This window comes from Streptomyces sp. CB01201 (assembly GCF_002803085.1).
GTDB lineage: Bacteria > Actinomycetota > Actinomycetes > Streptomycetales > Streptomycetaceae > Streptomyces > Streptomyces hundungensis.
In genome coordinates this window covers 334511-361027 of the sequence record NZ_NNBJ01000011.1, presented here as the reverse complement: position 1 = coordinate 361027, position 26517 = coordinate 334511, and the positions used below count along the sequence as shown (strand labels likewise).

At 72.4% G+C, this 26517-nt stretch carries 24 protein-coding genes and 5 tRNA genes; 10 read left to right on the top strand and 19 right to left on the bottom strand.

Features of this window, described 5'->3' with window-relative positions; all coding sequences use genetic code 11:
- Positions 1–30: 30 nt before the first annotated feature.
- Positions 31–852, bottom strand: a complete 822-nt coding sequence (locus tag CG740_RS23720) for an aminotransferase class IV (RefSeq protein WP_100577247.1) — start codon at positions 850–852, stop codon at positions 31–33.
- Entirely contained in the window at positions 853–2025 is a 1173-nt protein-coding gene (locus tag CG740_RS23715; RefSeq protein ID WP_159030399.1) for a chorismate-binding protein, read from the bottom strand.
- 191 nt (positions 2026–2216) lie between these two features.
- Here CG740_RS23715 and CG740_RS23710 point away from each other — a divergent pair.
- The 5 genes from CG740_RS23710 (at position 2217) to CG740_RS23690 (ending at position 2714) form a co-directional block, all read left to right on the top strand.
- Positions 2217–2289, top strand: a tRNA-Gly gene (locus CG740_RS23710).
- Positions 2290–2328: 39 nt separating this feature from the next.
- Positions 2329–2402 (top strand) — tRNA-Cys (locus CG740_RS23705).
- A 1-nt stretch (position 2403) separates the two neighbouring features.
- Positions 2404–2475 (top strand) — tRNA-Val (locus CG740_RS23700).
- Positions 2476–2521: 46 nt separating this feature from the next.
- Positions 2522–2593, top strand: a tRNA-Val gene (locus CG740_RS23695).
- A gap of 46 nt (positions 2594–2639) precedes the next feature.
- Positions 2640–2714: transfer RNA gene (locus tag CG740_RS23690), tRNA-Val, on the top strand.
- 271 nt (positions 2715–2985) lie between these two features.
- On the opposite strand, the gene CG740_RS23685 is transcribed toward CG740_RS23690, so the two are convergent.
- Positions 2986–3195 (bottom strand): hypothetical protein, encoded by a 210-nt coding sequence (locus CG740_RS23685; protein WP_100577417.1) that lies wholly within the window; start codon positions 3193–3195, stop codon positions 2986–2988.
- 228 nt (positions 3196–3423) lie between these two features.
- Entirely contained in the window at positions 3424–3702 is a 279-nt protein-coding gene (locus CG740_RS23680) for a hypothetical protein (protein WP_100577245.1), read from the bottom strand.
- Between the two features lie 200 nt (positions 3703–3902).
- Here CG740_RS23680 and CG740_RS23675 point away from each other — a divergent pair, with 200 nt between their 5' ends.
- Positions 3903–5177: a serine/threonine-protein kinase gene (locus tag CG740_RS23675; protein ID WP_234376464.1), complete on the top strand. Its 1275-nt coding sequence runs from the start codon at positions 3903–3905 to the stop codon at positions 5175–5177.
- A 130-nt stretch (positions 5178–5307) separates the two neighbouring features.
- Here the strand turns inward: CG740_RS23675 and CG740_RS23670 are convergent, their stop codons facing one another.
- From CG740_RS23670 to CG740_RS23630, 9 genes are all read right to left on the bottom strand, one after another.
- Positions 5308–6126, bottom strand: coding sequence for a TrmH family RNA methyltransferase (locus CG740_RS23670; RefSeq protein WP_100577243.1), 819 nt, complete (start codon positions 6124–6126; stop codon positions 5308–5310).
- Positions 6127–6225: 99 nt separating this feature from the next.
- The gene (gene cobA, locus CG740_RS23665; protein WP_100577242.1) at positions 6226–7446 is read right to left on the bottom strand and encodes a uroporphyrinogen-III C-methyltransferase; all 1221 of its coding nucleotides are present in this window, start codon (positions 7444–7446) and stop codon (positions 6226–6228) included.
- Positions 7447–7621: 175 nt separating this feature from the next.
- Positions 7622–11215: a nicotinate-nucleotide--dimethylbenzimidazole phosphoribosyltransferase gene (gene cobT / locus CG740_RS23660; protein WP_100577241.1), complete on the bottom strand. Its 3594-nt coding sequence runs from the start codon at positions 11213–11215 to the stop codon at positions 7622–7624.
- 342 nt (positions 11216–11557) lie between these two features.
- Entirely contained in the window at positions 11558–12772 is a 1215-nt protein-coding gene (cbiE, locus tag CG740_RS23655; RefSeq protein ID WP_100577240.1) for a precorrin-6y C5,15-methyltransferase (decarboxylating) subunit CbiE, read from the bottom strand.
- Between the two features lie 105 nt (positions 12773–12877).
- Entirely contained in the window at positions 12878–13534 is a 657-nt protein-coding gene (locus tag CG740_RS23650) for a GNAT family N-acetyltransferase (protein ID WP_100577239.1), read from the bottom strand.
- A gap of 184 nt (positions 13535–13718) precedes the next feature.
- Positions 13719–14570, bottom strand: a complete 852-nt coding sequence (locus CG740_RS23645; protein ID WP_100577238.1) for a MetQ/NlpA family ABC transporter substrate-binding protein — start codon at positions 14568–14570, stop codon at positions 13719–13721.
- 69 nt (positions 14571–14639) lie between these two features.
- Positions 14640–15308, bottom strand: a complete 669-nt coding sequence (locus CG740_RS23640; RefSeq protein ID WP_100577237.1) for a methionine ABC transporter permease — start codon at positions 15306–15308, stop codon at positions 14640–14642.
- Positions 15305–16345: a methionine ABC transporter ATP-binding protein gene (locus CG740_RS23635; protein ID WP_100577236.1), complete on the bottom strand. Its 1041-nt coding sequence runs from the start codon at positions 16343–16345 to the stop codon at positions 15305–15307. Before CG740_RS23635 ends, CG740_RS23640 begins: the two co-directional genes overlap by 4 nt.
- 365 nt (positions 16346–16710) lie before the next feature.
- The gene (locus tag CG740_RS23630; RefSeq protein ID WP_100577235.1) at positions 16711–17358 is read right to left on the bottom strand and encodes an HAD-IA family hydrolase; all 648 of its coding nucleotides are present in this window, start codon (positions 17356–17358) and stop codon (positions 16711–16713) included.
- Between the two features lie 71 nt (positions 17359–17429).
- Here CG740_RS23630 and CG740_RS23625 point away from each other — a divergent pair, with 71 nt between their 5' ends.
- A complete protein-coding gene (locus CG740_RS23625; RefSeq protein ID WP_100577234.1) occupies positions 17430–17789 on the top strand; it encodes a hypothetical protein in 360 nt (119 codons plus the stop codon).
- Between the two features lie 2 nt (positions 17790–17791).
- A complete protein-coding gene (locus CG740_RS23620; RefSeq protein ID WP_100577233.1) occupies positions 17792–18217 on the top strand; it encodes a hypothetical protein in 426 nt (141 codons plus the stop codon).
- 34 nt (positions 18218–18251) lie between these two features.
- Here CG740_RS23620 and CG740_RS23615 read toward each other — a convergent pair whose 3' ends face one another.
- From CG740_RS23615 to CG740_RS23605, 3 genes are all read right to left on the bottom strand, one after another.
- Positions 18252–18755, bottom strand: coding sequence for a GNAT family N-acetyltransferase (locus CG740_RS23615; RefSeq protein ID WP_100577232.1), 504 nt, complete (start codon positions 18753–18755; stop codon positions 18252–18254).
- Between the two features lie 36 nt (positions 18756–18791).
- Positions 18792–19286, bottom strand: coding sequence for an RNA polymerase subunit sigma (locus CG740_RS23610; protein WP_100577416.1), 495 nt, complete (start codon positions 19284–19286; stop codon positions 18792–18794).
- A 71-nt stretch (positions 19287–19357) separates the two neighbouring features.
- Positions 19358–20518 (bottom strand): glycerophosphodiester phosphodiesterase, encoded by a 1161-nt coding sequence (locus tag CG740_RS23605; RefSeq protein WP_100577415.1) that lies wholly within the window; start codon positions 20516–20518, stop codon positions 19358–19360.
- A gap of 317 nt (positions 20519–20835) precedes the next feature.
- Between CG740_RS23605 and CG740_RS23600 the strand changes: the two genes are divergently transcribed.
- Positions 20836–21456 (top strand): lysophospholipid acyltransferase family protein, encoded by a 621-nt coding sequence (locus tag CG740_RS23600; protein ID WP_234376445.1) that lies wholly within the window; start codon positions 20836–20838, stop codon positions 21454–21456.
- Positions 21457–21960: 504 nt separating this feature from the next.
- Here CG740_RS23600 and CG740_RS23595 read toward each other — a convergent pair.
- From CG740_RS23595 to argH, 3 genes are all read right to left on the bottom strand, one after another.
- Entirely contained in the window at positions 21961–23457 is a 1497-nt protein-coding gene (locus CG740_RS23595; RefSeq protein WP_100577413.1) for an MFS transporter, read from the bottom strand.
- Positions 23458–23495: 38 nt separating this feature from the next.
- Entirely contained in the window at positions 23496–24047 is a 552-nt protein-coding gene (locus CG740_RS23590; RefSeq protein WP_100577231.1) for a TetR/AcrR family transcriptional regulator, read from the bottom strand.
- Between the two features lie 68 nt (positions 24048–24115).
- Positions 24116–25543: an argininosuccinate lyase gene (gene argH / locus CG740_RS23585; RefSeq protein WP_100577230.1), complete on the bottom strand. Its 1428-nt coding sequence runs from the start codon at positions 25541–25543 to the stop codon at positions 24116–24118.
- A gap of 283 nt (positions 25544–25826) precedes the next feature.
- On the opposite strand from argH, the gene CG740_RS23580 reads away from it, so the two are divergent.
- The gene (locus CG740_RS23580) at positions 25827–26516 is read left to right on the top strand and encodes a L,D-transpeptidase family protein (RefSeq protein ID WP_100577229.1); all 690 of its coding nucleotides are present in this window, start codon (positions 25827–25829) and stop codon (positions 26514–26516) included.
- Position 26517: the final 1 nt, after the last annotated feature.

Below are 26517 nucleotides of genomic sequence, written 5' to 3'. Positions count from 1 at the left end.
ACCCGCCCCGGCGCCGCCCGTCATCAGTATTTACGGGTCGAGATCCGATCCGGCCCGCTCGTCGAAGATCCGCATGGCCTTCGCCGTGACCGGACCGGGCACACCCGCCAACTCCCGCCCGTCGACCCGGTGTACGGCCTGGATGTCCCGCAGTGTGGAGGTCAGGAAGATCTCCTCGGCGCGCTCCAGTACGTCCATCGGGAGCTCGCTCTCGTGGGCCCCGGTCCATTCGACGGCGAGGGCGCGGGTGATCCCGCCGAGGCAGCCGGAGGCGAGCGGTGGGGTGTGCAGCCGGCCGTCGACGACCACGAAGACATTGGAGCCGGTTCCCTCGCAGAGTTGCCCCGCGGTGTTGGCGAACAGCGCCTCCGAGGCACCGGCCCCGTGCGCCTTCGCGAGGGCGACCACGTTCTCGGCGTACGAGGTCGTCTTCAGGCCCGCCACCGCGCTGTGCTCGTTGCGGGTCCACGGGACGGTGATCACAGCGGTGCTGTCGGGCCTGCGCGTGCTCTCGGCGATCGCGACGACCAGCGTCGGCCCGGCGTCGCCCCGGTCGGAGCCGAGCGGCGAGAGGCCGCCGGTGTAGGTGATCCGCAGCCGGCCGAGCGGCATGGGGTTGGCGTCGACGACGGCCGCACAGGCGTGCCGCACTTCGTCGAGGTCCGGGTCGGACAGGCCCAGGCCGCGGGCCGAGCGCGTCAGCCGGTCGAGATGACGGGTGAGCGCGAACAGGCTCCCGCCGCTCGCCTTCACCGTCTCGAAGACGCCGTCGCCCACGGTGAGCCCGTGGTCGAGGACCGACACCCGTGCGGCGTCGGCGTCCCGCAGTGCGCCATTGACCCAGATCTGCATTTACACGGTCCTTCCGCTGTGGTCAGTACGTCCGCCGTGGCCGCCATGGCCGCCATGTCCTACGGGGGCGCCAGGGGCGCCGTGTCCTGCGGGGCGGCCGGGTCCGCCGGGTCCGCCGGGTCCGCCGGGTCCGCCGGGTCCGCCCAGGGCGTACGCACCCGAGGCCACCGCCAGCAGACGCGAGGCCTTCAGCTCGGTCTCGGCCCACTCGCGTTCCGGGTCGGAGCCCCAGATGATGCCCGCGCCGGTACCGAAGCGGAGCACCCCGTGGGGCCGGTCGATCCAGAAGGTGCGTATCCCCACGGCGAGCTCCGCGGTGCCCCGGTCGGCGTCCACCCAGCCGATGCCGCCGCAGTAGGGACCGCGCGGCGAGGTCTCCAGGGCTTCGATGATCCGCAGGGCGCTGGACTTCGGCGCCCCGGTGACCGAGCCGGGCGGGAAGGTGGCCCCGAGCAGCTCGCGCCAGCCCGCGCCCGCGCGCAGTTCGCCGCGCACGGTGGAGACGAGGTGGACGAGGCCCGGGTGCTCCTCGACCGCGCACAACGCGGGCACGGTCACCGAACCGGTGGCGCAGACGCGGCCCAGGTCGTTGCGGACGAGGTCCACGATCATCACGTTCTCGGCGCGCTCCTTCTCCGCGAGGTCCGCCGCCGTCCGCCCGGTCCCCTTGATGGGCCCGGACTCCACGACGCGGCCCGCCCGGCTCAGGAACAGCTCGGGGGATGCGCTCGCGATCTCGACGCCGTGCGCGGGCAGCCGGATCGTTCCTGCGTAGGGCGCCGGGTTGCCGCGGGCGAGCAGTGCGGTGAGCGCGTCCACGTCGGCCGCCGCGGGGTCGGGCAGCGGTGCGCTCAGCACCCGGCAGAGGTTCGCCTGGTAGACCTCGCCGGCCGCGATGTGCTCGCGGATGCGCCGTACTCCGGCCGTATACGCGGCCCGGTCCAGGGAGGACGTCCAGTCGCCCTCGGCGGGCCCCCGCCAGGCGCCGGGTACGGGCGCGGGGACCGGCTCGGTGCGGACGTCCGCGAAGCGGGCGCACACCAGGCGGCCCTCGAAGTCGTGCGAGACGGCCCAGAAGCCGGCGGAGTCCAGGGCCTCGGGGTCGCTGGTGACATCACGCAGGTCCGAGGCGACGAGCTGGCCGAAGCGTGCCAGCGGAGTGAGGTCGTGCACGGTTGCGAGTCTAGAGCCGGTGCAGGTGGGGTGCCCCTGAGTGACCTGGAGGCGAACACCGGCCCGGACTCCGGCCGCGGTCCGGACCAGGCGTAACGCAGCACGCTGCACAAACGCGTTTTTGTGCTGGCCCGGGAATCCGCTAGAGTTCAACACGTCGCCGGGACGCGCAAGCGAAACGGAAACGACAAGCGGACGTGGCTCAGTTGGTAGAGCATCACCTTGCCAAGGTGAGGGTCGCGAGTTCGAATCTCGTCGTCCGCTCGGTGTGGGGGATCTTCCCGAACCCCCATATGCACTCCTGGTGGAGTGGCCGAGAGGCGAGGCAACGGCCTGCAAAGCCGTCTACACGGGTTCAAATCCCGTCTCCACCTCCAAGCGCGATTAGCTCAGCGGGAGAGCGCTTCCCTGACACGGAAGAGGTCACTGGTTCAATCCCAGTATCGCGCACGCAGTAACACGAAGTAACCGGTCCTGTAGGATATGGGATCGTCCCGCGCGATTAGCTCAGCGGGAGAGCGCTTCCCTGACACGGAAGAGGTCACTGGTTCAATCCCAGTATCGCGCACGCAGTAACACGAAGTAACCGGTCCTGTAAGATGTGGGATCGTCCCGCGCGATTAGCTCAGCGGGAGAGCGCTTCCCTGACACGGAAGAGGTCACTGGTTCAATCCCAGTATCGCGCACCATCCGGAACCCCCGGCCTTCATCAGGCCGGGGGTTCCGTCGTTCGTCCCGCCGTCGGTGCCTCCTGGCCAACACCCGCGCGGGGAAGCCCCGTTGCCCGTCGAGTGGCCAGGCCGGCCATTGCTCGCCGCCGACGCAAAAGGCGGTGCCCGATCGGCTCCCCAGCCGATCGGGCACCGCCTTTTACAGCCGTCCGCCGCACCCCCGTCCCCACGGGGTTGAAAGGGCTCGATGTCCCCGACCCGGTCCGCTCTACCGGGTCCGGAGCGCCGCTCAGCGCCCCAGCATCACGCCCACGGACGACGCTTGTGTGACCACCGCGTCCCAGCCGCCGAAGACGACCACGAGCAGGGCCGCCAGGGGAAGGACCATGGCCGTCGCCACCAAGGGGTGGCGCGGGCCGGACCGGCGGGCGCCGAATGCGGCGCCGAACGCTCTGCGTCCCTGCGTGCGGATCATCGTCCGCGCAGCGGTGTCCGCCATGGTCCTCTCCTGTTCGTTCATGGCCCGGTCGTTCGGTTGCCCGGTCATTCGGTTGTCTGCTTGCAGCGGCGGGTGTGTGACCTCGGGGGACGAGTGCAGCACCCGCCGCTTGTCTTCAACAGTAGGGATCCGGAGGGTGCCGGACGTCATGCCCTCGTATCGATCTGCTGGCCTCCCAGGGGATGAGCCGTCACCCCCGGGACTACTCCCCAGGGTGGAGACGAGCCCCTACACCTTGGGGTCTTCCCGGAGGGGTCGGCCCTGGGCGCGGGCCTCCGCCTCCCCCGCGTCCTCCCTCGGGACCGGCTGCTCGACCAGGGCGAGCACCCGGGTCGCCATGAAGCGCGCGGTGCGCACGACCGTGCCGCTGCGGGTGACTTCGCTCACTTCCACCACCCCGCGGCGGACGGCTGTTTCCACCCTGCGACCCGCCCGGCTTGCCACCACTTCGTACGTCCGGGTCGTGTCTCCCGCGTCCACCACTATCTCCACGCGGTCACCCTTCATAGATCCAAACCCCCTTCTGCGACGGACCGTTGAGATCTCGCACGGGTCAGCGGCCATGGATCCGCGGCCTTCTGACCACTCTTCAAGTTTCCCACCCGGCACTGACAATCGCCCGGGCCGCGAGGGCGCGGCCTATGAGCACACCGGGCGACGGGTACGTAAGCTGTGCCACGTCAACAGGACTGGCAGCGGGGATGGAAATGGCGATGATGCGGCTCCGGCGCGAGGACCCGCGTGTCGTCGGCTCGTTCAGGCTCCACCGGCGTCTCGGCGCGGGCGGCATGGGGGTCGTGTACCTCGGTTCGGACCGGCGCGGGCAGCGGGTGGCCCTGAAGGTGATCCGGCCCGACCTCGCCGAGGACCAGGAGTTCCGCTCCCGGTTCGCCCGCGAGGTCTCGGCCGCGCGGCGGATCCGGGGCGGTTGTACGGCCCGGCTCGTGGCCGCCGACCTGGAGGCCGAGCGGCCCTGGTTCGCCACGCAGTACGTGCCCGGACCCTCGCTGCACGACAAGGTCGCCGAGGAGGGCCCGCTGACGGCCGCCGAGGCCGCGGCGATCGGGGCGGCGCTGTCCGAGGGGCTCGTCGCGGTGCACGAGGCGGGGGTGGTCCACCGCGACCTCAAGCCGTCCAACATCCTGCTGTCCCCGAAGGGGCCCAGGATCATCGACTTCGGCATCGCATGGGCCACCGGGGCCTCGACGCTGACCCATGTGGGCACGGCGGTCGGCTCCCCCGGTTTCCTCGCCCCCGAGCAGGTCCGGGGCGCCGCGGTCACACCGGCCACCGATGTCTTCTCGCTCGGCGCGACCCTCGCGTACGCCGCGATGGGCGACTCGCCCTTCGGGCACGGCAGTTCCGAGGTGATGCTCTACCGCGTGGTGCACGAGGAGGCGCAGCTGCGGGGCGTTCCGGACGCGCTCGCGCCGCTGGTACGGGCGTGTCTGGCAAAGGACCCCGAGGAGCGGCCCAGCACGCTCCAGCTCTCCATGCGGCTCAAGGAGATCGCGGCGCGGGAGGCCCAGGGCGGTCTGCACGAGGGCCGGGACATCCGGCCTCCGGCCCAGCGGGAGCGGGCCGAGATCGAGCGGCCCACGGGGCGGCTGGACGAGCGGACCCAGCGGTACACCGAGGCGGGGCGGGGCCCGGGTTCTTCGGCCGGGCCGCGGTCCGGGACCGGGGCCCGTACGGGGTCGGGGACGGGTTCCGTGCCGCGTACGGGGTCGGGTGCCGGTTCGGGTTCCGTGCCGCGTACGGGGTCCGGTTCGGGTTCGGCGCCGCGTACGGGTGGCTCTCGTCCGGGTGGGCCGCGCAGTGGGTCCCGGCCCGGAGGACGGCCGGGCACGCGGCCCGGGGCGCGCACGTCGGGCGGCGGGCTGCGGCCCGCGAACCCGCGGCTGCTGCGGCAGCGGCTCACCGTGTTCGTACTGGTCACGCTGATCGTTCTGCTGGGGATCGCCGCGGTCAAGCAGTTCTGAGGGTTCTGGCGGCTCTGGGGGTTCTGGCGGCTCTGGGGGTTCTGGGGGCGCCTGCGTTTCGGGTGCGGGCCGGCCCGGGTTGCTCGCGCAGTTCCCCGCGCCCCCGGCGGGGTTGACGGGCTTCGGTCGGCTAGGTCGTCGGGCGGCCCGTCGCCACCGCGTAGAAGGCCACCGCCGCTGCCGCTCCCACGTTCAGGGAGTCGACTCCGTGGGCCATCGGGATGCGGACCCATTCGTCGGCCGCCACCAGGGCCTGCGTGGAGAGGCCGTCGCCCTCGGCGCCCAGCATCAGGGCCACCTTGTCCAGCTTGTGCGGGGCGGCGTCCTCGATGCTGGAGGCCTTTTCGTCGGGGGTCAGGGCGAGCAGGCGGTAGCCGGCCCCGCGGACCGTCTCCAGGCCCTTGGGCCAGGACTCCAGGCGGGCGTACGGGACCGAGAAGACGGCGCCCATCGACACCTTCACCGAGCGCCGGTACAGCGGGTCGGCGCAGTCCGGCGAGAGCAGGACCGCGTCCATGCCGAGGGCGGCCGCGCTGCGGAAGATCGCGCCGATGTTGGTGTGGTCGTTGACGGCCTCCATGACCACCACCCGGCGGGCGGTGGTCAGGAGTTCCTCCGCGGCCGGGAGCGGCTTGCGCTGCATCGAGGCGAGCGCGCCGCGGTGCACGTGGTAGCCCGTGACGCGCTCGGCGAGCTCCGGGCTCACCGCGTACACGGGCGCCGGGAGTTCGTCGATGACGTCCCGCATGACGTCGACCCACTTGGCCGAGAGCAGCATCGAGCGCATCTCGTAACCGGCGTCCTTGGCCCGTCTGATGACCTTCTCGCCCTCGGCGATGAAGAGGCCTTCGGCGGGCTCGCGGCGGCGCCGCAGTTCCACGTCGGTCAGGCCCGTGTAATCGCGCAGACGGGGGTCGTCGGGGTCCTCGACGGTGATGAGATCGGCCACAGGGTGATACTGCCTTGTCCTGGGTGAGGTGCCAACGGCTGGGGATCGGATCCGTCGCCGGCGGTCGTGGGCCGGCTCGTTACGGGTGGGTGTTCCTCGTTACGGGTGGGTGTTCACGGTGACGACGTCGCCGACGACGATCACGGCCGGGGGCTTCACTTCCTCGGCCCTGGCGACCTCGCCGACGCTGCCCAGGGTGGCGTCCACCCGGCGCTGCGCGGCGGTGGTGCCCTCCTGGATGAGCGCGACCGGGGTCGTGGCGTCCTTGCCGTGCGCCACGAGCGCCTCGGCGATCTTTCCGATCTTGTCCACGCCCATCAGGATCACCAGCGTCCCGCGCAGCCGCGCCAGCGACTTCCAGTCGACGAGCGAGCGCGGGTCGTCGGGCGCCACGTGGCCGCTGACCACGGTGAACTCATGGGCCACGCCCCGGTGGGTGACCGGGATGCCGGCCGCTCCCGGCACCGAGATGGAGCTGGAGATGCCGGGCACCACCGTGCAGGTGATCCCCTCCGCGGCGAGCGCCTGGAGCTCCTCCATGCCCCGCCCGAAGACGTACGGGTCGCCGCCCTTGAGCCGTACCACCGCCTTGCCCGCCTTGGCGTGCTCGATCAGCGCGTTGTTGATGGCCTCCTGGGCCATGAAGCGGCCGTACGGGATCTTCGCGGCGTCGATGACCTCGACGTGCGGCGGGAGTTCGTCGAGCAGGTCGCGCGGGCCGAGCCGGTCGGCGATGACCACGTCCGCCTCGGCGAGCAGCCTGCGGCCGCGCACGGTGATCAGGTCCGGGTCGCCGGGACCGCCGCCGACCAGCGCGACACCCGGCGTGCGGGTGCGCTGCTGCGGGGCGACCAGGGTGCCGTCGCGCAGGCCCTCGACGATCGCGTCGCGGATCGCGGCCGAGCGGCGCGGGTCGGGGGTGTCGGTGGTGAGGACGGCGACCGTGACGCCCTCGGAGCGGCCGGTCGCCGGGGTCCAGGCGGTGGCGGCGCCCGCGTCGTCGGCGCGTACGCACCAGACGCGCGAGCGCTCGGCCTCGGCGGAGATGCGCTCGTTGGCCGCGGTGTCGGCGGTGGCGACCAAGGCGTACCAGGTGTCCGCGAGGTCGCCGTCCTGGAAGCGGCGGCGCTCCCAGCGGATCTCGCCCGCGTCCGCCATGGCCTGCACGGACGGGGTGGCGCTCGGGGAGACCAGCGTGATGTCGGCCCCGGCGGCGATGAGCGCGGGCAGCCGACGCTGGGCCACCTGGCCGCCGCCGACGACGACGACACGGCGGCCGGTGAGGCGGAGGCCAACGGGGTACGCGGGGTGTTCGACCATGGCGGGCGGTGCTCCTCGGGCGGAGTGGCGTGCGGTGAGCCGCTGCTGCGATGAAGCGGCTGGTGGGAGGGGGTACGCGGTCCCACGGACAGCCTAAGGGGCGGGCGGGTGTCGCGGCACGAGCGGGGGCCGGGGTCAGCGACCCCGGCCCCCGCTCCCGCCCGGTGCGTACGGGCTACTTCTCGGTGACGCCCGCCGAGTCGAACGTGGCGACCTCGTGCATCGCGCGGGCAGCGCTCTGCACCACCGGCAGGGCGAGCAGCGCGCCGGTGCCCTCGCCGAGGCGGAGGTCGAGGTCCACCAGGGGACGCAGGCCCAGCTTGTTGAGGGCGGCCACATGGCCGGGCTCGGCGCTGCGGTGGCCCGCGATGCAGGCGGACAGGACCTCGGGGGCGATCGCGCGGGCGACCAGGGCGGCCGCTCCCGTGCTGACGCCGTCCAGGATCACCGGTGTGCGCAGCGAGGCGCCGCCCAGCAGGAAGCCGACCAGGGCCGCGTGCTCCAGGCCGCCGACCGCGGCGAGCACGCCGATGGGGTCGGCCGGGTCCGGCTGGTGCAGTTCGAGGGCACGGCGTACGACGTCGACCTTGCGGGCGTGCGTCTCGTCGTTGATGCCGGTGCCCCGGCCGGTGACCTCGGCCGGGTCGACGCCCGTGTAGAGGGAGATCAGGGCGGCCGACACCGTGGTGTTGGCGATGCCCATCTCGCCGGTGAGAAGCGCCTTGTTGCCGGCGGCCACCAAGTCTCGGGCGGTCTCGATGCCGACCTCGATCGCGGCGATCGCCTCCTCGCGGGTCATCGCGGGGCCGGTCGTCATGTCACCGGTTCCGGCCCGCACCTTGCGGGGCAACAGGCCGGGCGTGGCGGGGAGTTCGGTGGCGACGCCCACGTCGATGACGCAGACCTCGGCGCCGACCTGGTTGGCGAAGGCGTTGCAGACCGCGCCGCCGCCGAGGAAGTTGGCGACCATCTGGCCGGTGACTTCCTGGGGCCACGGGGTGACGCCCTGGGCGTGCACCCCGTGGTCACCGGCGAAGATCGCGACGGCGGCCGGCTCCGGGATCGGCGGCGGGCACTTGCGCGAGAGGCCCGACAGCTGGGCGGAGATGATCTCCAGCATGCCGAGCGCGCCCGCGGGCTTGGTCATCCGCTTCTGCCGCTCCCAGGCCTCGCCGAGCGCCTTGGCGTCCAGCGGGCGGATGCCCGAGAGGGTCTCCTGGAGCAGGTCGTGCGGGTCCTCGCCGGGCAGCGCGCGGCGGCCGTACGTCTCCTCGTGGACGACCCAGGACAGCGGGCGGCGCTTGGACCAGCCCGCCTGCATCAGCTCGGGCTCCTCGGGGAACTCGTCGACGTATCCCACGCACAGGTAGGCGACGACTTCGAGATGCTCGGGCAGGCCGAGGGCGCGGACCATCTCGCGCTCGTCGAAGAAGGAGACCCAGCCGACGCCGAGCCCTTCGGCGCGGGCCGCGAGCCACAGGTTCTCGACGGCGAGCGCGGAGGAGTACGGGGCCATCTGCGGCTGGGTGTAGCGGCCGAGCGTGTGCCGGCCGCCGCGGGTCGGGTCCGCGGTGACCACGATGTTCACCGGGGTTTCGAGGATGGCCTCGATCTTCAGTTCCTTGAACTGCTTGGCCCGGGCCTTGGGCAGCGACTTGGCGTACGCCTCGCGCTGGCGCTGGGCGAGTTCGTGCATCGTGCGGCGGGTCTCGGCGGACCGGATGACGACGAAGTCCCAGGGCTGCGAGTGCCCGACGGAGGGGGCGGTGTGGGCCGCCTCCAGGACCCGGAGCAGTACCTCGTGCGGGATCGGGTCGCCGCGGAAGCCGTTGCGGATGTCGCGGCGCTCGCGCATGACGCGCAGCACCGCCTCGCGCTCGGCGTCGTCGTAGGCCGGGGCGGCGGGGCCCTGTTCGGCCGTCTCGACGATCTCGGCGAGCTCTTCGGCAGCGGGCTCCGGCGCGGCGGCCGGCTGCGGTGCGGCGATCACTTCGAGCGGCGGTTCCCCGGCCGGAGCCTCTTCGGGAGCCTCGGGCGCGGGTGCCTGCGCGACGGCCGCCACGGCTGCGGCGGCTGCGGTGTCGGTTTCGGGGGCCGTTTCTGAGATCGCCGTCTCGGAGGCCGCTTCCACGACAGGCTCAGCGACGGGCTCAGGGGCCGTCTCGGCGGCCGGCGCCTCGGCGGCCAACGGCTGCTCCTGCTGCTCCTGCGGTACGAGCACGGGCTCACCTGCCGGCGCCTCGGGAGCGACGGCGGTCGCCTGCTCCTCGGCCGGGATCTGCGGCACGGGCACCGCGACATGCGTGGTCGCCTGCCCCTGCGGGACGGCGACGGGCTGCGCCTCGGGCGCCTCCGCCGGAGCGGGCTCGCCGGCCGCAGGCTGCTGCGGAAGCTGGACCACCGGCTCGGCGGCAACCGGCTCGGCCACCGGGGCCTCGGCCGGGGCGGCCTGGGCCACGACCGGCTCCGGGGCGACCGGCTCGGCGGCGGCCGGGGCCACCGGGGCGGCCTCGGCGGCGGGCTCCCCCACGGCGGGCTCGGCGGCGACCGGCTCCGCGGGTGCCTGCTCGGCCACGGCCGCCTCTGCCACCGGGGCCCCGGTGGAGGTGGAGGCGGGATCCGCGGGGGCGGGATCGGCTGCGAGGGGCTCGGCGGCGGTCGGAGCGGCCGGCTCGGCGGAAGCGACCGCCTCCGGCTGCGCGACCGGGGCGGCGGGCTCGGCGGGGATCGGGCCGATCGGGCCCACGGGCTCGGCGGCCGGCTGCGGCACGTCGGCGGTACGGGGTGCGGCCGAAGCGTCCTGCGCGGGCTCGGGGTGGACGGGCTCGGGGCGGCTCGGGGCGGGCGCGAGATGCGGGCCGGTCGGCACCGAGCCCTCCACCGGCACGAACTGGCCGACGGGCCCCGGCTGTCCGGGCTGCGCCGGGGAGGGCTGCGGCGAGGTCTGCTCGGCGGCCTGCTCCTGGGCCTCCTGGGCTTCCTGCGCCTCCTGGACCTGCTGGACCTCCTGGGCCTGCTGGGCGACGAGCCGGTCCACCAGGAGGGTGGACTGCGCGACGGCCTGGGGCGCCGGCGCCGCGTGCTCGGCGGCCTGCGGCTGGGCGGCCGGAGCGGCGGTCCGCACCGCGAACTCCTCCGGGACGACCGTTTCTGCAGGGGGCATAGGGGTGTTGAGTGACGGGTGGGGCGCGGAACGCTGCTGAGGCGTCCATGCCATCCCGGGCCCGGGCGCGAGATCCCCGAGCGGGGCTCCCGGCTGCTGGGCGGCGCTCTCGTCACGCGGGATGTCCAGGTACTCGGGACCCGTGGTCGGCGGTCCCTGGGTGCGCGTCGGCATCGGGTTCACGGGGGCGCCGGCCGGGCCGCGGTCGGCGAGGGAGCGTACGACCCCGGCGGAGGCGTCCGGCACCTGGGGGCCGAGGTGCAGGGGGCGGCGGGACGGCGGCGGGGTGGCCACGGGCTGCTGCGCGGCGCGGACGCCGCCGAGCTCGACGGAGCCGGTGTCGCGGCCGCCGGCCTCGTGCGCGCCGGGCTCGGCCTGGCCGGGCGCGGGCGGCGCCTGAGCCATGACGGGCGCCGGGGCGGGCGCGGACTGCGGGTCGATCCAGGCGCCCTGGGCGCCCGGCATCAGAAGCAGATCGTCGTCGTCCGCCACGTTCTCGGAGGGGTCGAGGAAGGTGTAGGCGCCGGGAGCGGGGACGCCCGGCTGTTCCACCATGCCTGCGTTCTCCGGCAGTCCCTCGCCCGGGACCTGGCCGGTGTCAGTCATGCGTACCCCTTGCCCATCTGTAGTGCTCCTTCGGCCTGCGCCCGGGAGCCGCACGCGCAGGACGCGTACGTCACCCGTCGCCAAGAACGAGTGCGCCGCGCGGTTGCGAACGGCCCGCAGGCATCAACGACACCATGCATTGTCGCGGGCCTTCGCCGCCGTGGCGCTCAGTCTCGACCACGGCCCGTGTGGGCTGCGCCACGTTGCGCGTCCCCCGGATGTGCCGTACCGCGAAGGGGTCCCAAAGCGGGCCCCTCTTCCGGCCCTTGGCGACCTGGGTGCCGAACGGCCGGGTGCGGTACAACGATCGGCCAGCCTACCCCCCGCGACGCGCCGGAGAAGTCACAGGGATCTTTCTTTCCGCCTTCCGGAGAGCAGGAAGACGACCGAGCGTTCGCGCTCCGACCAGGCGCTCGTGTCGAGGTCGACCGATTGCAGGAGCGCGCACTCGACGTCGTAGCCGCCGGCGCTCAACGCGGCTCCCACGGCCTCCGCCTCGTCCCGGGTGGCCGCGTGCGTCACGATGCGCTCCGGCCTGCGGTCGGCGCACGCCTCCACCACGGCGGCGCCGCCTCCTCCGACGCGTACGACGTCGGGCTCGGGCAGCGACTCCAGGACGTGCGGGGCCCGGCCGCGGACCACTTGGACCTGCACGCCGAAGCGGCGGGCCGCGGACTGGGTGCGCGAGCAGGCCTCCGCGTCGGCGTCGACGGCGATGACGGCGGCGCCGAACCGGGCAGCCTCCGCGGACAGCGCGCCGCTGCCGCAGCCGATGTCCCAGACGAGGTCGCCCACGCGCGGGCCGAGCCGGGCGAGTTGGGCGGCGCGCAGATCGGTGGACTCCCCCGGGCCGAGCCCGGCGCCGTACTCGCGGTCGGGCAGCGCCCAGCCGCGCGGCGCGGAGGGGTAGCCGGGGGTGGGTCCGGCGAGCCAGCCGTCGCCCTCGCTCGCGGGGCCGCCGCCGAGGACGATGACGACGTTGGGGTCGCGCCAGGCGTGGTCGACGGCGTTCTCGGAGGTCAGGACGGTGACCTGCTCGCGGTCGCTGCCGAGTTCCTCGCAGATGACGAAGGTGCGGTGCACTCCTTCGAGGAGCAGGGCGAGTTCGGCGGGCCCGGCGCCGGGCGAGGTGAGGACGGCGACCTTGGCGTGGGCGCGGCAGACGTTGACCGCGCGGCGCAGGGTGCGGGGGTGGGCGACGACGATCCGGGCGTCGTCCCAGGGCATCCCGGCCCGGGCGAAGGCTCCGGCGGCTGCCGAGACGGCGGGCACGACCTCGACCTCCAGGCCGTGCTCGGGGGCCCGCAGCGTGCGGACGACCCCGAAGAAGCCCGGGTCCCCGTCGGCCAGGACGACCGCGCTGCCGCGGTGCCCGGCGATGCGGCGGGCGGCCAGGCTCACGCTGCCGAGCCGGATGCGCTCGGCGCCGGCCGGCACCTCGGGGAGCGCGAGGTGGTGGGCGGCGCCGGCCACCAGGGTGGCCGCGGAGAGGGCGGAGGTGGCCGCGGGGGTGAGGGGCGAGCCGTCCCAGCCGATCACCGTGACGCGGTCGGCCATCTTCGTCAGACTCCAGGGGGTGTGGCTGGTCGGGGCGGCGGATGCGCGCCGGGTACGGACTTGAGGGTAGCTCCGGATTTCCGTTCCGGCCGTCGGCCCGGGGGTTCAGTTCCAGTCGGTGTAGGAGGCGTATCCGGCGTCCGCGAGCTGGTCGGCGACCCCGTCGAGGTCCTCGGGGAGCAGGCTCCAGACGATGAGGTCGGTGCGGATGTCCGTCCAGCCGCCGTCCTCCGTCTGCGTACGCGCTATCCAGGCGTTGCGCAGCACCCCCTCGCTGATGCAGCCGATCTTCTGCGCGACCTGCTGGGAGGCGGTGTTGTCGGCGGCGGTGCGCAGTTCGAGGCGCTCGAAGTGCTGGTCCCCGAACAGCCATTGGGCGGCGGCGAGCACACCCTCGGTCGCATAGCCCTCGCCGCGCGCCCAGGGCGCCACGACATAGCCGACCTCGGTGGCCAGGGTGCGCCAGTTGGTGTTCTGGAAGTGGACGATGCCGACCAGGCGCTGGGTGAGGAACTCGGTGACCGCCCAAACGATTCCTCGGCCCTCGGTGCGCTCGCGCGGGGCGAGGTGGCGGACCCAGTCGTCGGCGTCGCGGGCCGAGTAGGGGTGCGGCACCGACGTCCACGCGACGACCTGCTCGTCGTTCATCATCTCGATCAGCGCGGAACTGTCGGCGTCCTCGAAGGGGCGCAGCACCAGGCGGTCCGTGCTGATGGAGATGTCCGGGAAGACCGGAAGGGGGGTAGTCATGTGCCGCTCCATGCCGTGGACCGCCGTGGGGACCGGGGAGGTCCTGGGACCTCCGTGGCCCGTCAACCTATAAGGACCGTAAAGGCACAGCATGCAGCATCGGGCCCCCGGCGCGCATGGCCGGGTGGGCGGTACGCCGAAGGTCCCGGACCCCTGGCGGGGTGTCCGGGACCTTCGTCCTGCCGTACGGGCAGGGCTACTTGGCGGCGCCGAACGCGGGGACGACGGAGCCCGCGTACTTGTCGGTGATGAACTTCTTGACCTCGTCGGAGTTCAGGAGCTTGGCGAGCTTCTGGACGCGGGGGTCGTTCTCGTTGCCCTGCTTGACGGCGAGGAAGTTGGCGTAGGGGTTGCCGTCCGCCTTCTCCAGGGCGAGGGAGTCCTTGGCGGGCTTCAGGTTCGCCTCGATCGCGTAGTTGCCGTTGATGACCGCGGCGTCCACGTCGTTCAGGGCGCGGGGCAGCGTGGCGGCCTCCAGCTCCTTGAACTTCAGGCCCTTGCTGTCCTTGATGTCGGAGAGCTTGGCACCGGAGCCGACGCCGTCCTTCAGCGTGATCAGGCCGTTGGCGGCGAGCAGTTGGAGGGCGCGGCCCTCGTTGGTGGTGTCGTTGGGGACGGCGACGGTCTGGCCGGAGGCGAGGTCCTTCAGCGACTTGACCTTGTGCGAGTAGACGCCGAGCGGCTCCAGCTCCACATTGACGACGGGCACGATGTGGGTGCCGTTCTTCTTGTTGAAGTCGTCCAGGTAGGGCTTGTGCTGGAAGAAGTTGGCGTCGACCTGGCCCTGCTCGGTGGCGGTGTTGGGCAGGACGTAGTCCGTGAACTCCTTCACCTCCAGCTTGAGTCCGGCCTTGGCCGCCAGGTTGTCCTTGACGAACTTGAGGATGTCGGCGTGCGGCGTCGGGGACGCGGCGACGACCAGCGCCTTGGAGTCGTCCGCCTTGGCGCCCGCGGGCTTCGGGTCCGAGGAGGAGCCGCAGGCGGTGAGGCCGACGGCGAGCGCGCCAGTGACGAGGGCGGCAGCGGTGATCTTGGTGTTCTTACGCACGAAAAGTGCCTCTTTCCGGTGGTGCGGTGGGACGCCCGGACAAGGAGTGCGGGCTGTGGGGAAGGAAGTTCAGGAGGTCCGGCCGCGCCGGGCGATCAGGCGGACGACGCCGTCGCCGAGCAGCTGGACCACGGTGACGATGGCGATCAGGACGGCCACCGTGATGAGCATGAAGTTGGTCTCGAAGCGCTGGTAGCCGTAGGTGATGGCGACCGAGCCGAGCCCGCCGCCGCCGACCGCTCCGGCCAGCGCGGAGTAGCTGACCAGGGTGATCACGGTGGTGGTGATCGCGGAGACGAGCGAGGGCAGCGCCTGCGGGAGCAGCACCTTCCACACGATGGTGGGGATGCCGCCGCCCATGGACTGCACGGCCTCGACGAGCCCGTGGTCGACCTCGCGGACGGAGGTCTCCACCAGGCGCGCGAAGAACGGGATGGCGCCGATGGACAGCGGCACGATCATGGCGCTGGGGCCGATGAAGGTGCCGACGAACCAGGTGGTGAAGGGGATCAGGGCGATCAGCAGGATGATGAACGGCAGCGAGCGGCCGATGTTCACGATCACGCCGATGACCTTGTTCACCGGACGGTTCTGGAGGAGCCCGCCCTTGTCGGTGAGCACGAGCAGCACACCGAGCGGCAGCCCGAGCCCGATGGTGACGACGGTCGCCCACAGCACCATGTAGAGGCTGTCGTACGTGCCCTGCGACAGCAGCGGCTGCATTTCCGACCAGGTCACTTGGCACCTTCCTTCACCAGGGCGGTGGCCCGGCTGTCGTCCACGACGTCCACCTGGAGGCCCTGCTCGCGCAGGAAGCCGACCGGGACGACGTTGTCCTCGTAGCGTCCGGGCAGTTCGATCCGCATCCGGCCGATCTGCTTGCCGGCCACGGTGTCCATGGCCGCGCCGAGGATCGAGATGTCGATGTTGTACGTCCGGGCCAGCTGCGAGACGACCGGCTGGGTGGCGGCCTCGCCGTGGAAGGTGACGTCGATGACGGTGTGCTCGGGGCCGCTGGCGTCGCCCGTCACCGGGAACAGTTCGGCGGCGAGCTGCGAGCCGGGGGTGGCGAGCAGTTCGCCGACGGTCCCGGACTCGACGATCCTGCCCTTCCGCATCAGCGCGGCCGAGTCGCAGACGGTCTTGACGACGTCCATCTCGTGCGTGATGAGCAGGACGGTGAGGCCGAGCTGCTGGTTGAGGTCGCGAAGGAGCTGGAGGATCGAGCGGGTGGTCTCGGGGTCGAGCGCGCTGGTCGCCTCGTCGGAGAGCAGCACCTTGGGATCGCCGGCCAGGGCGCGGGCGATGCCGACGCGCTGCTTCTGGCCGCCGGAGAGCTGGGCGGGGTGGGCCTTGGCCTTGTCGGCGAGACCGACGAGGTCGAGCAGGTCGAGGGCCTTGCGGGAGCGCTCCTTGCCGGAGACGCCGAGGATCTCCAGGGGCAGCTCGACGTTGTCCTGCACGGTGCGCGAGGACAGCAGGTTGAAGTGCTGGAAGACCATGCCGATGCGGGAGCGGGCCCGGCGCAGGTCCTTGCCGGCCCGCCGGCCGCGGCCGGCGAGTGCGGTGAGGTCGACACCGTCGACGGTGACCGTGCCGGTGGTGGGGCGCTCAAGGAGGTTGACGCAGCGGATGAGGGAGGACTTGCCGGCGCCGCTCTGGCCGATGACGCCGTACACCTCGCCCTCGCGGACGTGCAGGTCGACGCCGTCGAGCGCGGTGATATCTCGTCCACGCGACTGGTAGACCTTGGTCAGGCCCGTTGTGGTGATCACAGGATTTCCGTCACTGTCGAGTGCGCGGCGCGGGGTATGCCGGGCACGGGGCAAACGTGTTCGGGGCGCGGCTCGGCCTCATCGGTGGGTACCGGGGGCACGGTGTGCGCGGGGGCGGGCCGGCTTCGCATGTTCGATACGGAACCGGGCACGGCCGACAGTCTCGCTTCGGGGCGCGAGGCTCAGGCGGGGGCCCTCAGAAGGCGCACATTCGACACATACAACGAGCACCGGGCGTCATCATCGCCTCGGTCGCAAGGGTGCGGCTGCTCGTCGTGGTCATAGGGCAAGTAAAGCAGAACCGGTCAGGAACAGATCAGGGATGTCCGAATACCGGACATCCCTGGACTGGCATGCGGACGGTCTCACTCCGCGGTGGTGATCTCCACGCCACCGGCCGTGGCCTGCGCGGACACGGCCGACAGGTCCTTCACGACCACGTCCGCGACCAGTTCCCCGGCCTGGTGCGTTGTGGTCAAGGCCACGGTCGTCATGCCCGCCGCGCGCCCGGCCGCGAGCCCCGCCGGGGCGTCCTCGAACACCACACAGCGGGCCGGGTCCACCCCGAGCCGGGCGGCCGCGAGCAGGAAGGGCTCGGGGTCGGGCTTGCCCCGGGTGATGTCGTCGGCGGAGACCAGGAGCTTGGGCTCGATGCCGGCCTCGTGCAGCCGGGCAGCACCGAGCCTGGCGGTCGCGGAGGTGACCACGGCCCAGCGGTCCGCGGGGAGCGAGGCGAGCAGGGCCGCGGTGCCGGGCAGCAGCACCACTCCCCCGGCGACGTCCTCGACCTCCAGCTCCTCGATGCGGGCGAGGGCGCCCGGCACGGCGTCGGCGGGCAGCAGGTCGGCCACGATCTCCACGGCCGGGCGGCCGTGCAGTTCCACGCGGGCGAAGTCCTCGGCGGTGATCCCGTACTCCTGCGCCCAGCGGGTCCAGCAGCGGGTGACGGACGCCATCGAGGAGACGAGCGTTCCGTCGTTGTCGAACAGGAGGGCTTCGGCATGGATCTTCATGTCTCCCGAGCCTACGGGCGGGGGTGGGGGTCGGCGCATCGGGCCTTTCGGCCCGTAATACCCTCGACCCCATGCTCGATGCCCTGACGGTCGCGGTCGCCGCCGCCGCGCTCGCCCTCGCTGCCTGGTGCGGTTTCGCCGCATACCGGGACCAGCCCACCAAGGACTGGCACTTCATCGGCATGGCCGTGGTCGCCGTCCTCGCGCTGGCCCAGCTGGTGGTCGGGCTGGTGCAGCTCGGCCGGGGCGAGCGGCCCGAACAGGGCGTCGCGATCTTCGTCGCGTATCTGGCCGGAGCGTTCGCGGCCGTACCGGCCGCGGGATTCCTCTCGCTCTCCGAGCGGACCAAGTGGGGCTCGGTGACGGTGTCGGCGGGTGCCGTGGTGCTCGCCGTGCTCGAAGTGCGTCTCTACGACATCTGGGGAGGCTGACCGTGACCGAGTCCGCCACTGACACCACGCCCGCCGACGAGGGCGACGAGCTGGGCTCCGGGCCCGGCCGGGTACTCGTCTGGTTCTACGGGGTGTTCACCGTGGCCGCGGCGTCCCGCTCGATCGTCCAGATGATCATGGACTTCGGCAAGGCCCCGCTGGCGTACGTGCTGTCCGCGGTCGCGGCCTGCGTGTACGGCTTCATCACGTACTCGCTGGTGCGCGGCGGCGAGAAGGCCCGCCGGGCAGCCCTGGTGTGCTGCGCGGCGGAGCTCCTCTTCGTCCTCGTCGTCGGCACCTGGACCCTGGCGGACGCCTCGGCCTTCCCCGACAAGACGGTCTGGTCGGACTACGGGATGGGCTACCTCTTCATCCCGGTGATCCTGCCGGTCCTCGGCATGCTGTGGCTGCGGCGGAACAAGCGCTGACGCTCAGCAGGCGCCGGCCGCCAGGCGCTAGGCGCTAGGCGCTCGCCACGAACTCCCGGGCCGCCGCGTCCTTTTCGAGGGTGATCAGGGACAGCCGCGCGCTCACCGGCTCGGTGGCCACGGTCGCGTAACCGTGCCGTCGGTACAGCCGCAGATTCGACTCGCTGCGGTGGCCGCTGAAGAGCTGGAAGCGCTTGGCGGCGAGCTCGGCCGCGCAGTGCGCCTCGATGGCGTCCAGGAGCCGGCCGCCCAGACCGTGCCCCCGCATCCGCGGGTGCACGATGAGCTTGTCGATGCGGCCCGTGCCCGAGCCGTCCACCCGGCCCCGCACCGAGGCGACGATCTCGTCACCGAGCCGGGCCACCAGGGCGTATCCCGTGGAGAGTTCGTCCCGCAGTTGGTCCAGGCTCTGGGTCAGGGGCTCGATCGAGTAGTCGCCGTAGAGCTCGGCCTCGCTCTGGTAGCACAGGTACTGAAGCTTCAATATCTGCTCGGCATCCTGTGCGCCGGCCGCAGAGATGGTCACGCTCATGCCCATGTGTGCATGCCTCTCGCTCAACTGGTCCCCGATTGTCTACCGCTCCTTTCCCCCGAGTTCAGGAGCGGCAACCTCCGCCGCCAGCATTCTGCGCAGGCATCCCAGGCAACGGGAACGCATCGGCCCCAGGCTGCCCTGTGAGATATCCAACTCCCCTGCGATTTCCCGGTAGGTGGGGTCCTTCGGCGACAGCAGCGCGGTCAGCAGCCGGGGGCAGTTGCCCGGCGTGCGGCGGACCGCGGCGCGCAGCACACGGCGACGCTCGGCGGTGATCGCGGCGAGTTCGGGCCCCGGGTCCGGATCGGCGGCGGGCGCGCTGCCGTACGGGCTCTCCTGGCGGCGCAGCCTGCGGGCGCGGCGGGCCTCGGCCCGCACGGCGGTGCGCACCCAGTGCGCGGGGTCGGCCGGGTGCTGCTCCAACAGCCGCAGCCAGACGGCCTGTTCGAGGTCGGCGGCGTCCACTCCGGTACCGGGTGCCTCGGCGGCGGCCTCGGCGGCGAGCAGCGGGCTGAGCTGTGTGACGAGATCCATGCCGGGCGGGACGCGCCCGCCGCGGGCGCCGGTTTCCGCGGCGGGCACTTCTCACTCGTACGAGGACGGACTCAGCGCCCCCGGAAGTCGGCGGCGGCCAGCAGCGCGGTGTCGGCGTTGTCCGAGAACACCGCGTCGATGCCGGTCGCGAAGTACGTCCGGAAGGCGCCGAAGGCGTCCCCGTAGGCATTGGGGTCGGTGCCGCGCCGGAAGTCCGCGGGCAGGAAGGTGTTCTCGTTGCGCATCGTGTACGGGTGCAGGATCAGGCCGCGCGCGTGCGCGTCCCGGACGAGGGTGGTCGGCTTGGTGAGGCGCCCCGAGGCGTCCTTGGGGATGATCAGGTCCAGGGTGGGGCCGATGCCCTGGGCGTACGAGGCGATCCACTTCAGGCCGGCCGGTGCGACCAGGTCGTCGACGGTGCGCGGGTCGCCGCCGACCACGAAGTCCCAGGGCCTGGTGCCGGCGTTGGAGAGCAGCACCACCGAAGGGGTGTCGACCAGGCGCGACAGGCGCTGGATGCTGCTGGGCTCGAAGGACTCCAGGAACTGCGGGGAGTCCGCGCGGTGGCGTCCGTAGCGGCGCAGCAGGGCCGCGACCCGGTCCTCCAGGGGCAGTCCGATGCCGCGGAAGTAGGTGGGGTGCTTGGTCTCGGAGTGCAGCCAGATCCGGCGGCCGAGGCGGCGGCCCTGCTCCTCGGCCCAGCGCAGCACCTCCTCGAAGGTGGGTACGTCCCAGCGGCCGTCGTACAGGGTGTTGTGCTGCCGGTTGCCCGGGATGCGCTCCTTGGCCCGCAGCGTCTTCAGCTCGGCGAGCGTGAAGTCCTCGGTGAACCAGCCGGTGATCGCGACCCCGTCGACGGTCTTGGTCGCCTTGCGGGAGGCGAACTCGGGGTGGTCGGAGACGTCGGTGGTGGCCGAGATGTCGTTCTCGTGCCGGCAGACCAGGTGCCCGTCCTTGGTGGGCACCAGGTCCTGCTCGATGACATGGGCGCCGAGGTCGAGGGCGTGCTGGTAGGAGCCGAGCGTGTGCTCCGGCCGGTACCCGGCGGTGCCGCGGTGCCCGATGACGTACGGGACGGGCAGGTCGCGGTAGCCGCCGCGCCCGCCGCCGTGGCGCGGGGCGGCTCCGGCCGGTGCGGCCGCGAGCCCGGTGGCCGCGGTGCCGAGCACGGCCGCGCCCGCCGCTCCGAGCACGGTCCGGCGTCCGGGGCTCTTCCGCTCACCCTCAGTCATGAACACTCCTCAGTCATCGTTTCCCACGGGCGAATTCCGCGTGTCCCGCACCTGTCAAAGCGGGGAGTCGAGCGTAGGCGGACGGACCTGAAGAGAGGGATGCTTTATGGGTACCCGGGGACGAATGCGGGCCGAACCTGGCGCAAACACATGTCAACAGCGCGTATCCACTTCGTGAACCCGATGTGCGATCAGCGGCGGCCCGCGAGTATCGTCCTCACCTGCACAGACATCCCACCCCCACCCAGACGACTCCGGAGGGCCCGTTGTCCCGCTTCGCGCTCATCAAGGCAGTGCTCGGACCGATCATGCGCCTGATGTTCCGCCCACAGGTGGAAGGCGCCGAGAACATTCCGGGCACCGGTCCAGTCATCCTCGCCGGCAACCACGTGACGTTCATCGACTCGATCGTGCTGCCCATCGTGTGCGACCGTCAGGTGTCCTTCATCGGCAAGGACGAGTACGTCACGGGCAAGGGGCTCAAGGGCCGCCTCATGGCGTGGTTCTTCACCGGGGTCGGCATGATCCCGGTCGACCGGGACGGCGCGAACGGCGGGGTCGCGGCGCTGATGACCGGCCGCCGGGTCCTGGAGGACGGCCAGATGTTCGGCATCTACCCGGAGGGCACCCGCTCCCCCGACGGCCGCCTGTACCGCGGCCGCACGGGCGTCGCCCGGCTCACCCTGATGACGGGCGCGCCCGTCGTCCCCTTCGCGATGGTCGGCACGGACAAGTTGCAGCCGGGCGGTTCGGGGATGCCGCGGCCCGGCAAGGTGACGGTCCGCTTCGGGGAGCCGATGGAGTTCTCGCGGTACGAGGGCATGGACCGGGACCGGTACGTGCTGCGGGCCGTCACGGACTCGGTGATGGCGGAGGTCATGCGGCTGTCCGGCCAGGAGTACGTCGACATGTACGCCACCAAGGCCAAGGCGGCCTAGCCCCCATCGGCTCGGGGCACGCCCCAACTCCCCTGCCCTGACGGGCCTTGGGCCCAACCCGCGAGGGTCGGGCCCATTTCCGTTGCCCCGAAGGGGAGTCGGGCCCAGCCCCGCCAGTGGCGCGAGGAACTGCGCGGCCAGCCCCCGACGGTCCGCAGATGAAAACACACAGGCCGCGCCCGAACGGCGACCCCTCACCCGCACACCGTGCATGGCTGAGCGCGCAGTTCCCCGCGCCCCCAAGATGCCAGCACCGCATCTCGCAGCACCGAGACCCGCACCAACTCAGCTGCCGCCGGCCCCACCAGGGGCGCGGGGAACTGCGCGACCAGCCCCCGGCGGCCCGCAGACGAAGACGCACAGGCTGCGCCCGAACGGCGATCGTTCGCCTGCACACCGTGCGTGGCCGGTCGCGCAGTTCCCCGCGCCCCCGAACAGCCGGGCCGCAGCCCACGCAACCCCGACCGCACCCCCAGCCCGCTCAGGGGTGCGGCGCTCGGGGCGTCAGGGGTGTTCCAGGCCCTCGGCCAGCTTCTGGCCGCGCAGGAGGAACCAGGCCGCCGTAGCCGTGGCGAACAGCACCACCGCCCCCACCCCGGCCGCCGTCTGGAAGCCCTGGGTGAACGTGTCCCGCGCCGCGGACAGCAGCGCGTCCGCCTGGTCGGAGGGCAGCTTCGCGGACGCCTCCACCGCACCGCCGAGCGAATCGTGCGCCTCGGCCGCGACGTCCGCGGGGACGCCCGCCGGGACCACGAAGCCCCGGTAGATGCCGGTCACCACCGAGCCCAGGAGCGCGATCCCGAGGGCCGCGCCCAGCTCGTACGCGGTTTCGGAGACCGCGGACGCCGCCCCCGCCTGCTCCTTGGGCACGCTGGAGAGGATCACGTCGGCCGTCACCGTGAAGGCGAGCCCCGCCCCGAGGCCACCCACGAACAGGGCGAGCCCGAGCGAGAACACCTTGGTCTCGGCGCCGAGCAGCATGCACGCGGCGAGCGAGACGCCGACCGCCGCGAGGCCCCCGGCGACCGCGCTGCGCACCGAGGCCCGCCGCGCGATCGTGCCGGCCGCGAGCCCGGCCCCCACCGCGCCGACCGCGGCGGGCAGTTCGATCAGCCCCGCCTGCAACGGCGAGCGGCCCTGGACGAGTTGGAGGAACTGGGACAGGAAGAACACCAGGCCCGAAAGCCCGAGGATGGTCAGCAGATCGGCGAGCACGGCTCCCGAGAAGCCCCGGTGGTGGAACAGCCGGATGTCCAGGAGCGGCGAGGCCAGCGTGCGCTGGCGGCGTACGAACCAGACGAGGGCCGCGATGCCGAGCACGCCCGCCACCAGGATGTCCCAGCGGAACCCGTTGACCGCGGCCTCCTTGACGGCGTACACCACGGCGACCATGCCGACGAGCGAGAGCCCGACACTGATGAGGTCCCAGGGCCCCGGGTTCGGGTCGCGGGACTCGGGGAGCAGCTTGATGCCGACCAGGACCAGGACGGCCATCACGGGCAGGTTGATCAGGAAGACCGAGCCCCACCAGAAGTTCTCCAGGAGGAACCCGCCGACCACCGGCCCGACCGCCGCACCCGCGGACGCGGCGGCGCCCCAGATGCCCACGGCCAGGCTGCGCTCGCGCGGGTCGTGGAAGATGTTGCGGATCAGGGCGAGCGTGGACGGCATCAGCGTCGCGCCCGCGACACCGAGCAGCGCCCGGGCCAGGATCATCATCTCGGGGCTGGAGGCGTACGCGTTGAGCACGGACACCGCGCCGAACGCCACGGCACCCATGAGCAGCAGCTTCTTGCGGCCGATGCGGTCGCCGAGGCTGCCCATCGAGACCAGCAGTCCGGCGATGACGAACGAGTAGACGTCGCCGATCCACAGCAGCTGGGTGCCGGTCGGCTTGAGGTCCTCACTGAGGAAGGGGGTGGCGAGGCCGAGCACGGTCGCGTCGACGGCGACGAGCAGCACGGCCAGTACGAGTACCGCGAGCGCGAGCCAGCGGCCCATCGGGCCGATGGCCTGGGGCGCCCGCTGTTCGGTTGCGGTCACTTCTCCACGCTCCGTCGTGCACCGCCGAGCAGCAACTCGACGATCATGTACTGGAAGTCCTTGGCGGCGACCCGGCCGTCCTGCACGGCCCAGGCGCCGGAGCCGATCAGCCCGTACAGGGCCTCGGTCAGCCAGGCGGGGGTGAGGTCGATCCGGAACTCGCCCTGCTCCTGGCCGCGCCGGAAGAGGGCGGACACGCGGGCGTCGATGCGGGCCCAGCCCTCGTTCATCTGCTCGGTCTCGAAGAGCTGGTTCTCGGTGACGAGGAAGGCGAGCAGACCCGCCACCGGCTCGACCTCGGTGACCAGGCGGCGCAGCGCGTCGGGGGCGCCGTCCTCGTCGAGCCGGGCCGTGTCGAGGGCGGCCTCCAGTTCGCGGATGCCGAGTTCTTCGAGGGCCCTGACCAACGCTTCGCGTCCCGCGAAATGGCGATGGAGGGTCGCCCGGCCTATTCCGGCGGCGCGGGCCACCTCGTCCATGGTGGCGGTGGCCTTGCGGGTGAGGAGGGCGGCGGCGGTGCGGAGTACCTGGTCTCGGTCCACGGTCATGAGACAAGTCTAGCCCTGATGAGACACGAACGTCTCATCAGGGCCAGTGGACCGGTCTGCGCCGGGTGCTACCGCTTCGCGGTCGCCCACGCGTGCTGGACCGCCAAGTCGGCCTTGACCTCGGCCAGTTGGACCGCCACCGCCGACGGGGCCGTACCGCCCCGGCCGTTGCGGGAGGCGAGCGCACCCTTGACGTTGAGGACCGTACGGACCTCGGGGGTCAGATGCTCGGAGATCTTCGCGAACTGTTCGTCCGTGAGCTGGTCGAGCTCGATGCCGTGCGCCTCGCACTCCTTGACGCACTCGCCCGCGACCTCGTGCGCGACCCGGAACGGCACCCCCCGCTTGACCAGCCACTCGGCGATGTCGGTGGCGAGCGAGAACCCGGCCGGGGCCAGTTCCTCCATCCGGTCACGGTTGACGGTGAGGGTGGCCATCATGCCGGTGAAGGCGGGGAGCAGCAGCTCCAGCTGGTCGCAGGAGTCGAAGACCGGCTCCTTGTCCTCCTGGAGGTCCCGGTTGTACGCGAGCGGCAGCGCCTTCAGCGTCGCCAGCAGGCCGGTGAGGTTGCCGATGAGGCGGCCCGACTTGCCCCGCGCCAGCTCCGCGATGTCCGGGTTCTTCTTCTGCGGCATGATCGACGAGCCGGTCGAGAAGGCGTCGTGCAGGGTCACGAAGGAGAACTCCTTCGTGTTCCAGATGATGATCTCCTCCGCGATCCGCGAGAGGTTCACGCCGATCATCGCCGTGATGAAGGCGAACTCGGCGACGAAGTCCCGCGAGGCCGTGCCGTCGATGGAGTTCCCGACCGAGCCGTGCTCGAAGCCGAGGTCGGCCGCGACCGCCTCCGGGTCGAGCCCGAGGGAGGAGCCGGCGAGCGCGCCGGAGCCGTACGGCGAGACCGCGGTCCGCCCGTCCCACTGCCGCAGCCGCTCGGCGTCCCGGGAGAGGGACTGCGCATGGGCCAGCACATGGTGGGCGAAGAGGACCGGCTGGGCGTGCTGGAGGTGGGTGCGGCCCGGCATCGCGACATCCGCGTGCGCCTCGGCGAGGCCGACCAGGGCGTCCTGGAGCTCCGCGATCAGGCCGCCGATGGTGCGGGCATGGTCGCGCAGATACATCCGGAAGAGCGTGGCGACCTGGTCGTTGCGGGACCGGCCCGCACGCAGCTTGCCGCCGAGGTCGGCGCCGAGCCGCTCCAGGAGGCCGCGCTCCAGGGCGGTGTGGCAGTCCTCGTCGGCGACCGTGCCGACGAACGAGCCGTCGGCGACATCGGCCTCCAGCTGGTCCAGGCCCTCGGTCATGCGCTGGAGCTCGTCGGCGGTGAGCAGTCCCGCCTTGTGCAGCACACGGGCGTGGGCGCGCGAGCCGGCGATGTCGTACGGGGCGAGCCGCCAGTCGAAGTGGACCGAGGCGGACAGCTTCGCCAGCGCTTCGGCGGGGCCGTCGGCGAACCGGGCTCCCCAGAGCCGGACGTCACCGTTGTTGCTGCTCACAGCTCAAGCTCCTCAGAAGTGGATGTGCGGCCGCCGCCCCGCCGCGGAGGAACGGGGAGGCGGCCGTATAACGAGCCGGGCTCACCCGGAGTCGCGCCGGGCGACCTTCTCGTCCATAGGCATAACTATGCAATCCTCTGTATGTTTTGTCAACGAGTCGAGGTGAGTCGCCGCCCGCCCGCGCCCCGCGGACAGCCCGCGGCGTCCGGGCCGGCCGCACGTACGGAGCAACTCCCGCCGGTTCGGGCGGCCGGGCGGCGCGCGGGCGCATACGGTCCGGAACATGCGCATCGTTGCCGTGCTCCTGGCGTCCCTGCTGTTCCCGCTCGCCGCACCCGCGGCCCCCGGGCCGCTGCCCGAGCGACTGGCCGACACCGGGGGCGGCAGTCAGCTCCTGACCGCCCAGGCGCTCGACACGGGGGCCACCACGGGCCGGCTCACCTGGTGGGACCGGCGCGACGGAAGCTGGGTGGAGGCGGGCTCGGCGCCGGCCAGGTTCGGCGCGAAGGGACTGGTGGAGGGCGCTTCCCGGGTCCAGGGCACCGACACCACGCCGACCGGCCTCTACTCGCTGCCGTACGCCTTCGGGGTGGCGGCCGCGCCGCCCGGCACCCGCTATCCGTACCGGCGCGCCACGGACCGGTCCTGGTGGTGCGAGGACAACGAGTCCCGCGCCTACAACCGCTGGGTGGAGGACCTGCCCCCGGACTGCCGGGCGAGCGAGTCGGAGCATCTGACGGCGTACGCGAGCCAGTACGCCCGGGCGCTCGTCATCGGCTTCAACTACACCCGGCCCGTGCGCGGTCGGGGGGCCGGGATCTTCCTGCACGTCAACGGGCGCGGCGCGACGGCGGGTTGTGTGTCGGTACCGGCCGAGGCGATGGACCGGGTCCTCGCCTGGGCGGACCCGGCGCGCCGACCGCACATCGCGATCGGCACGAACGGGGGCGCGACCGCGATCACGCGCTACTGAA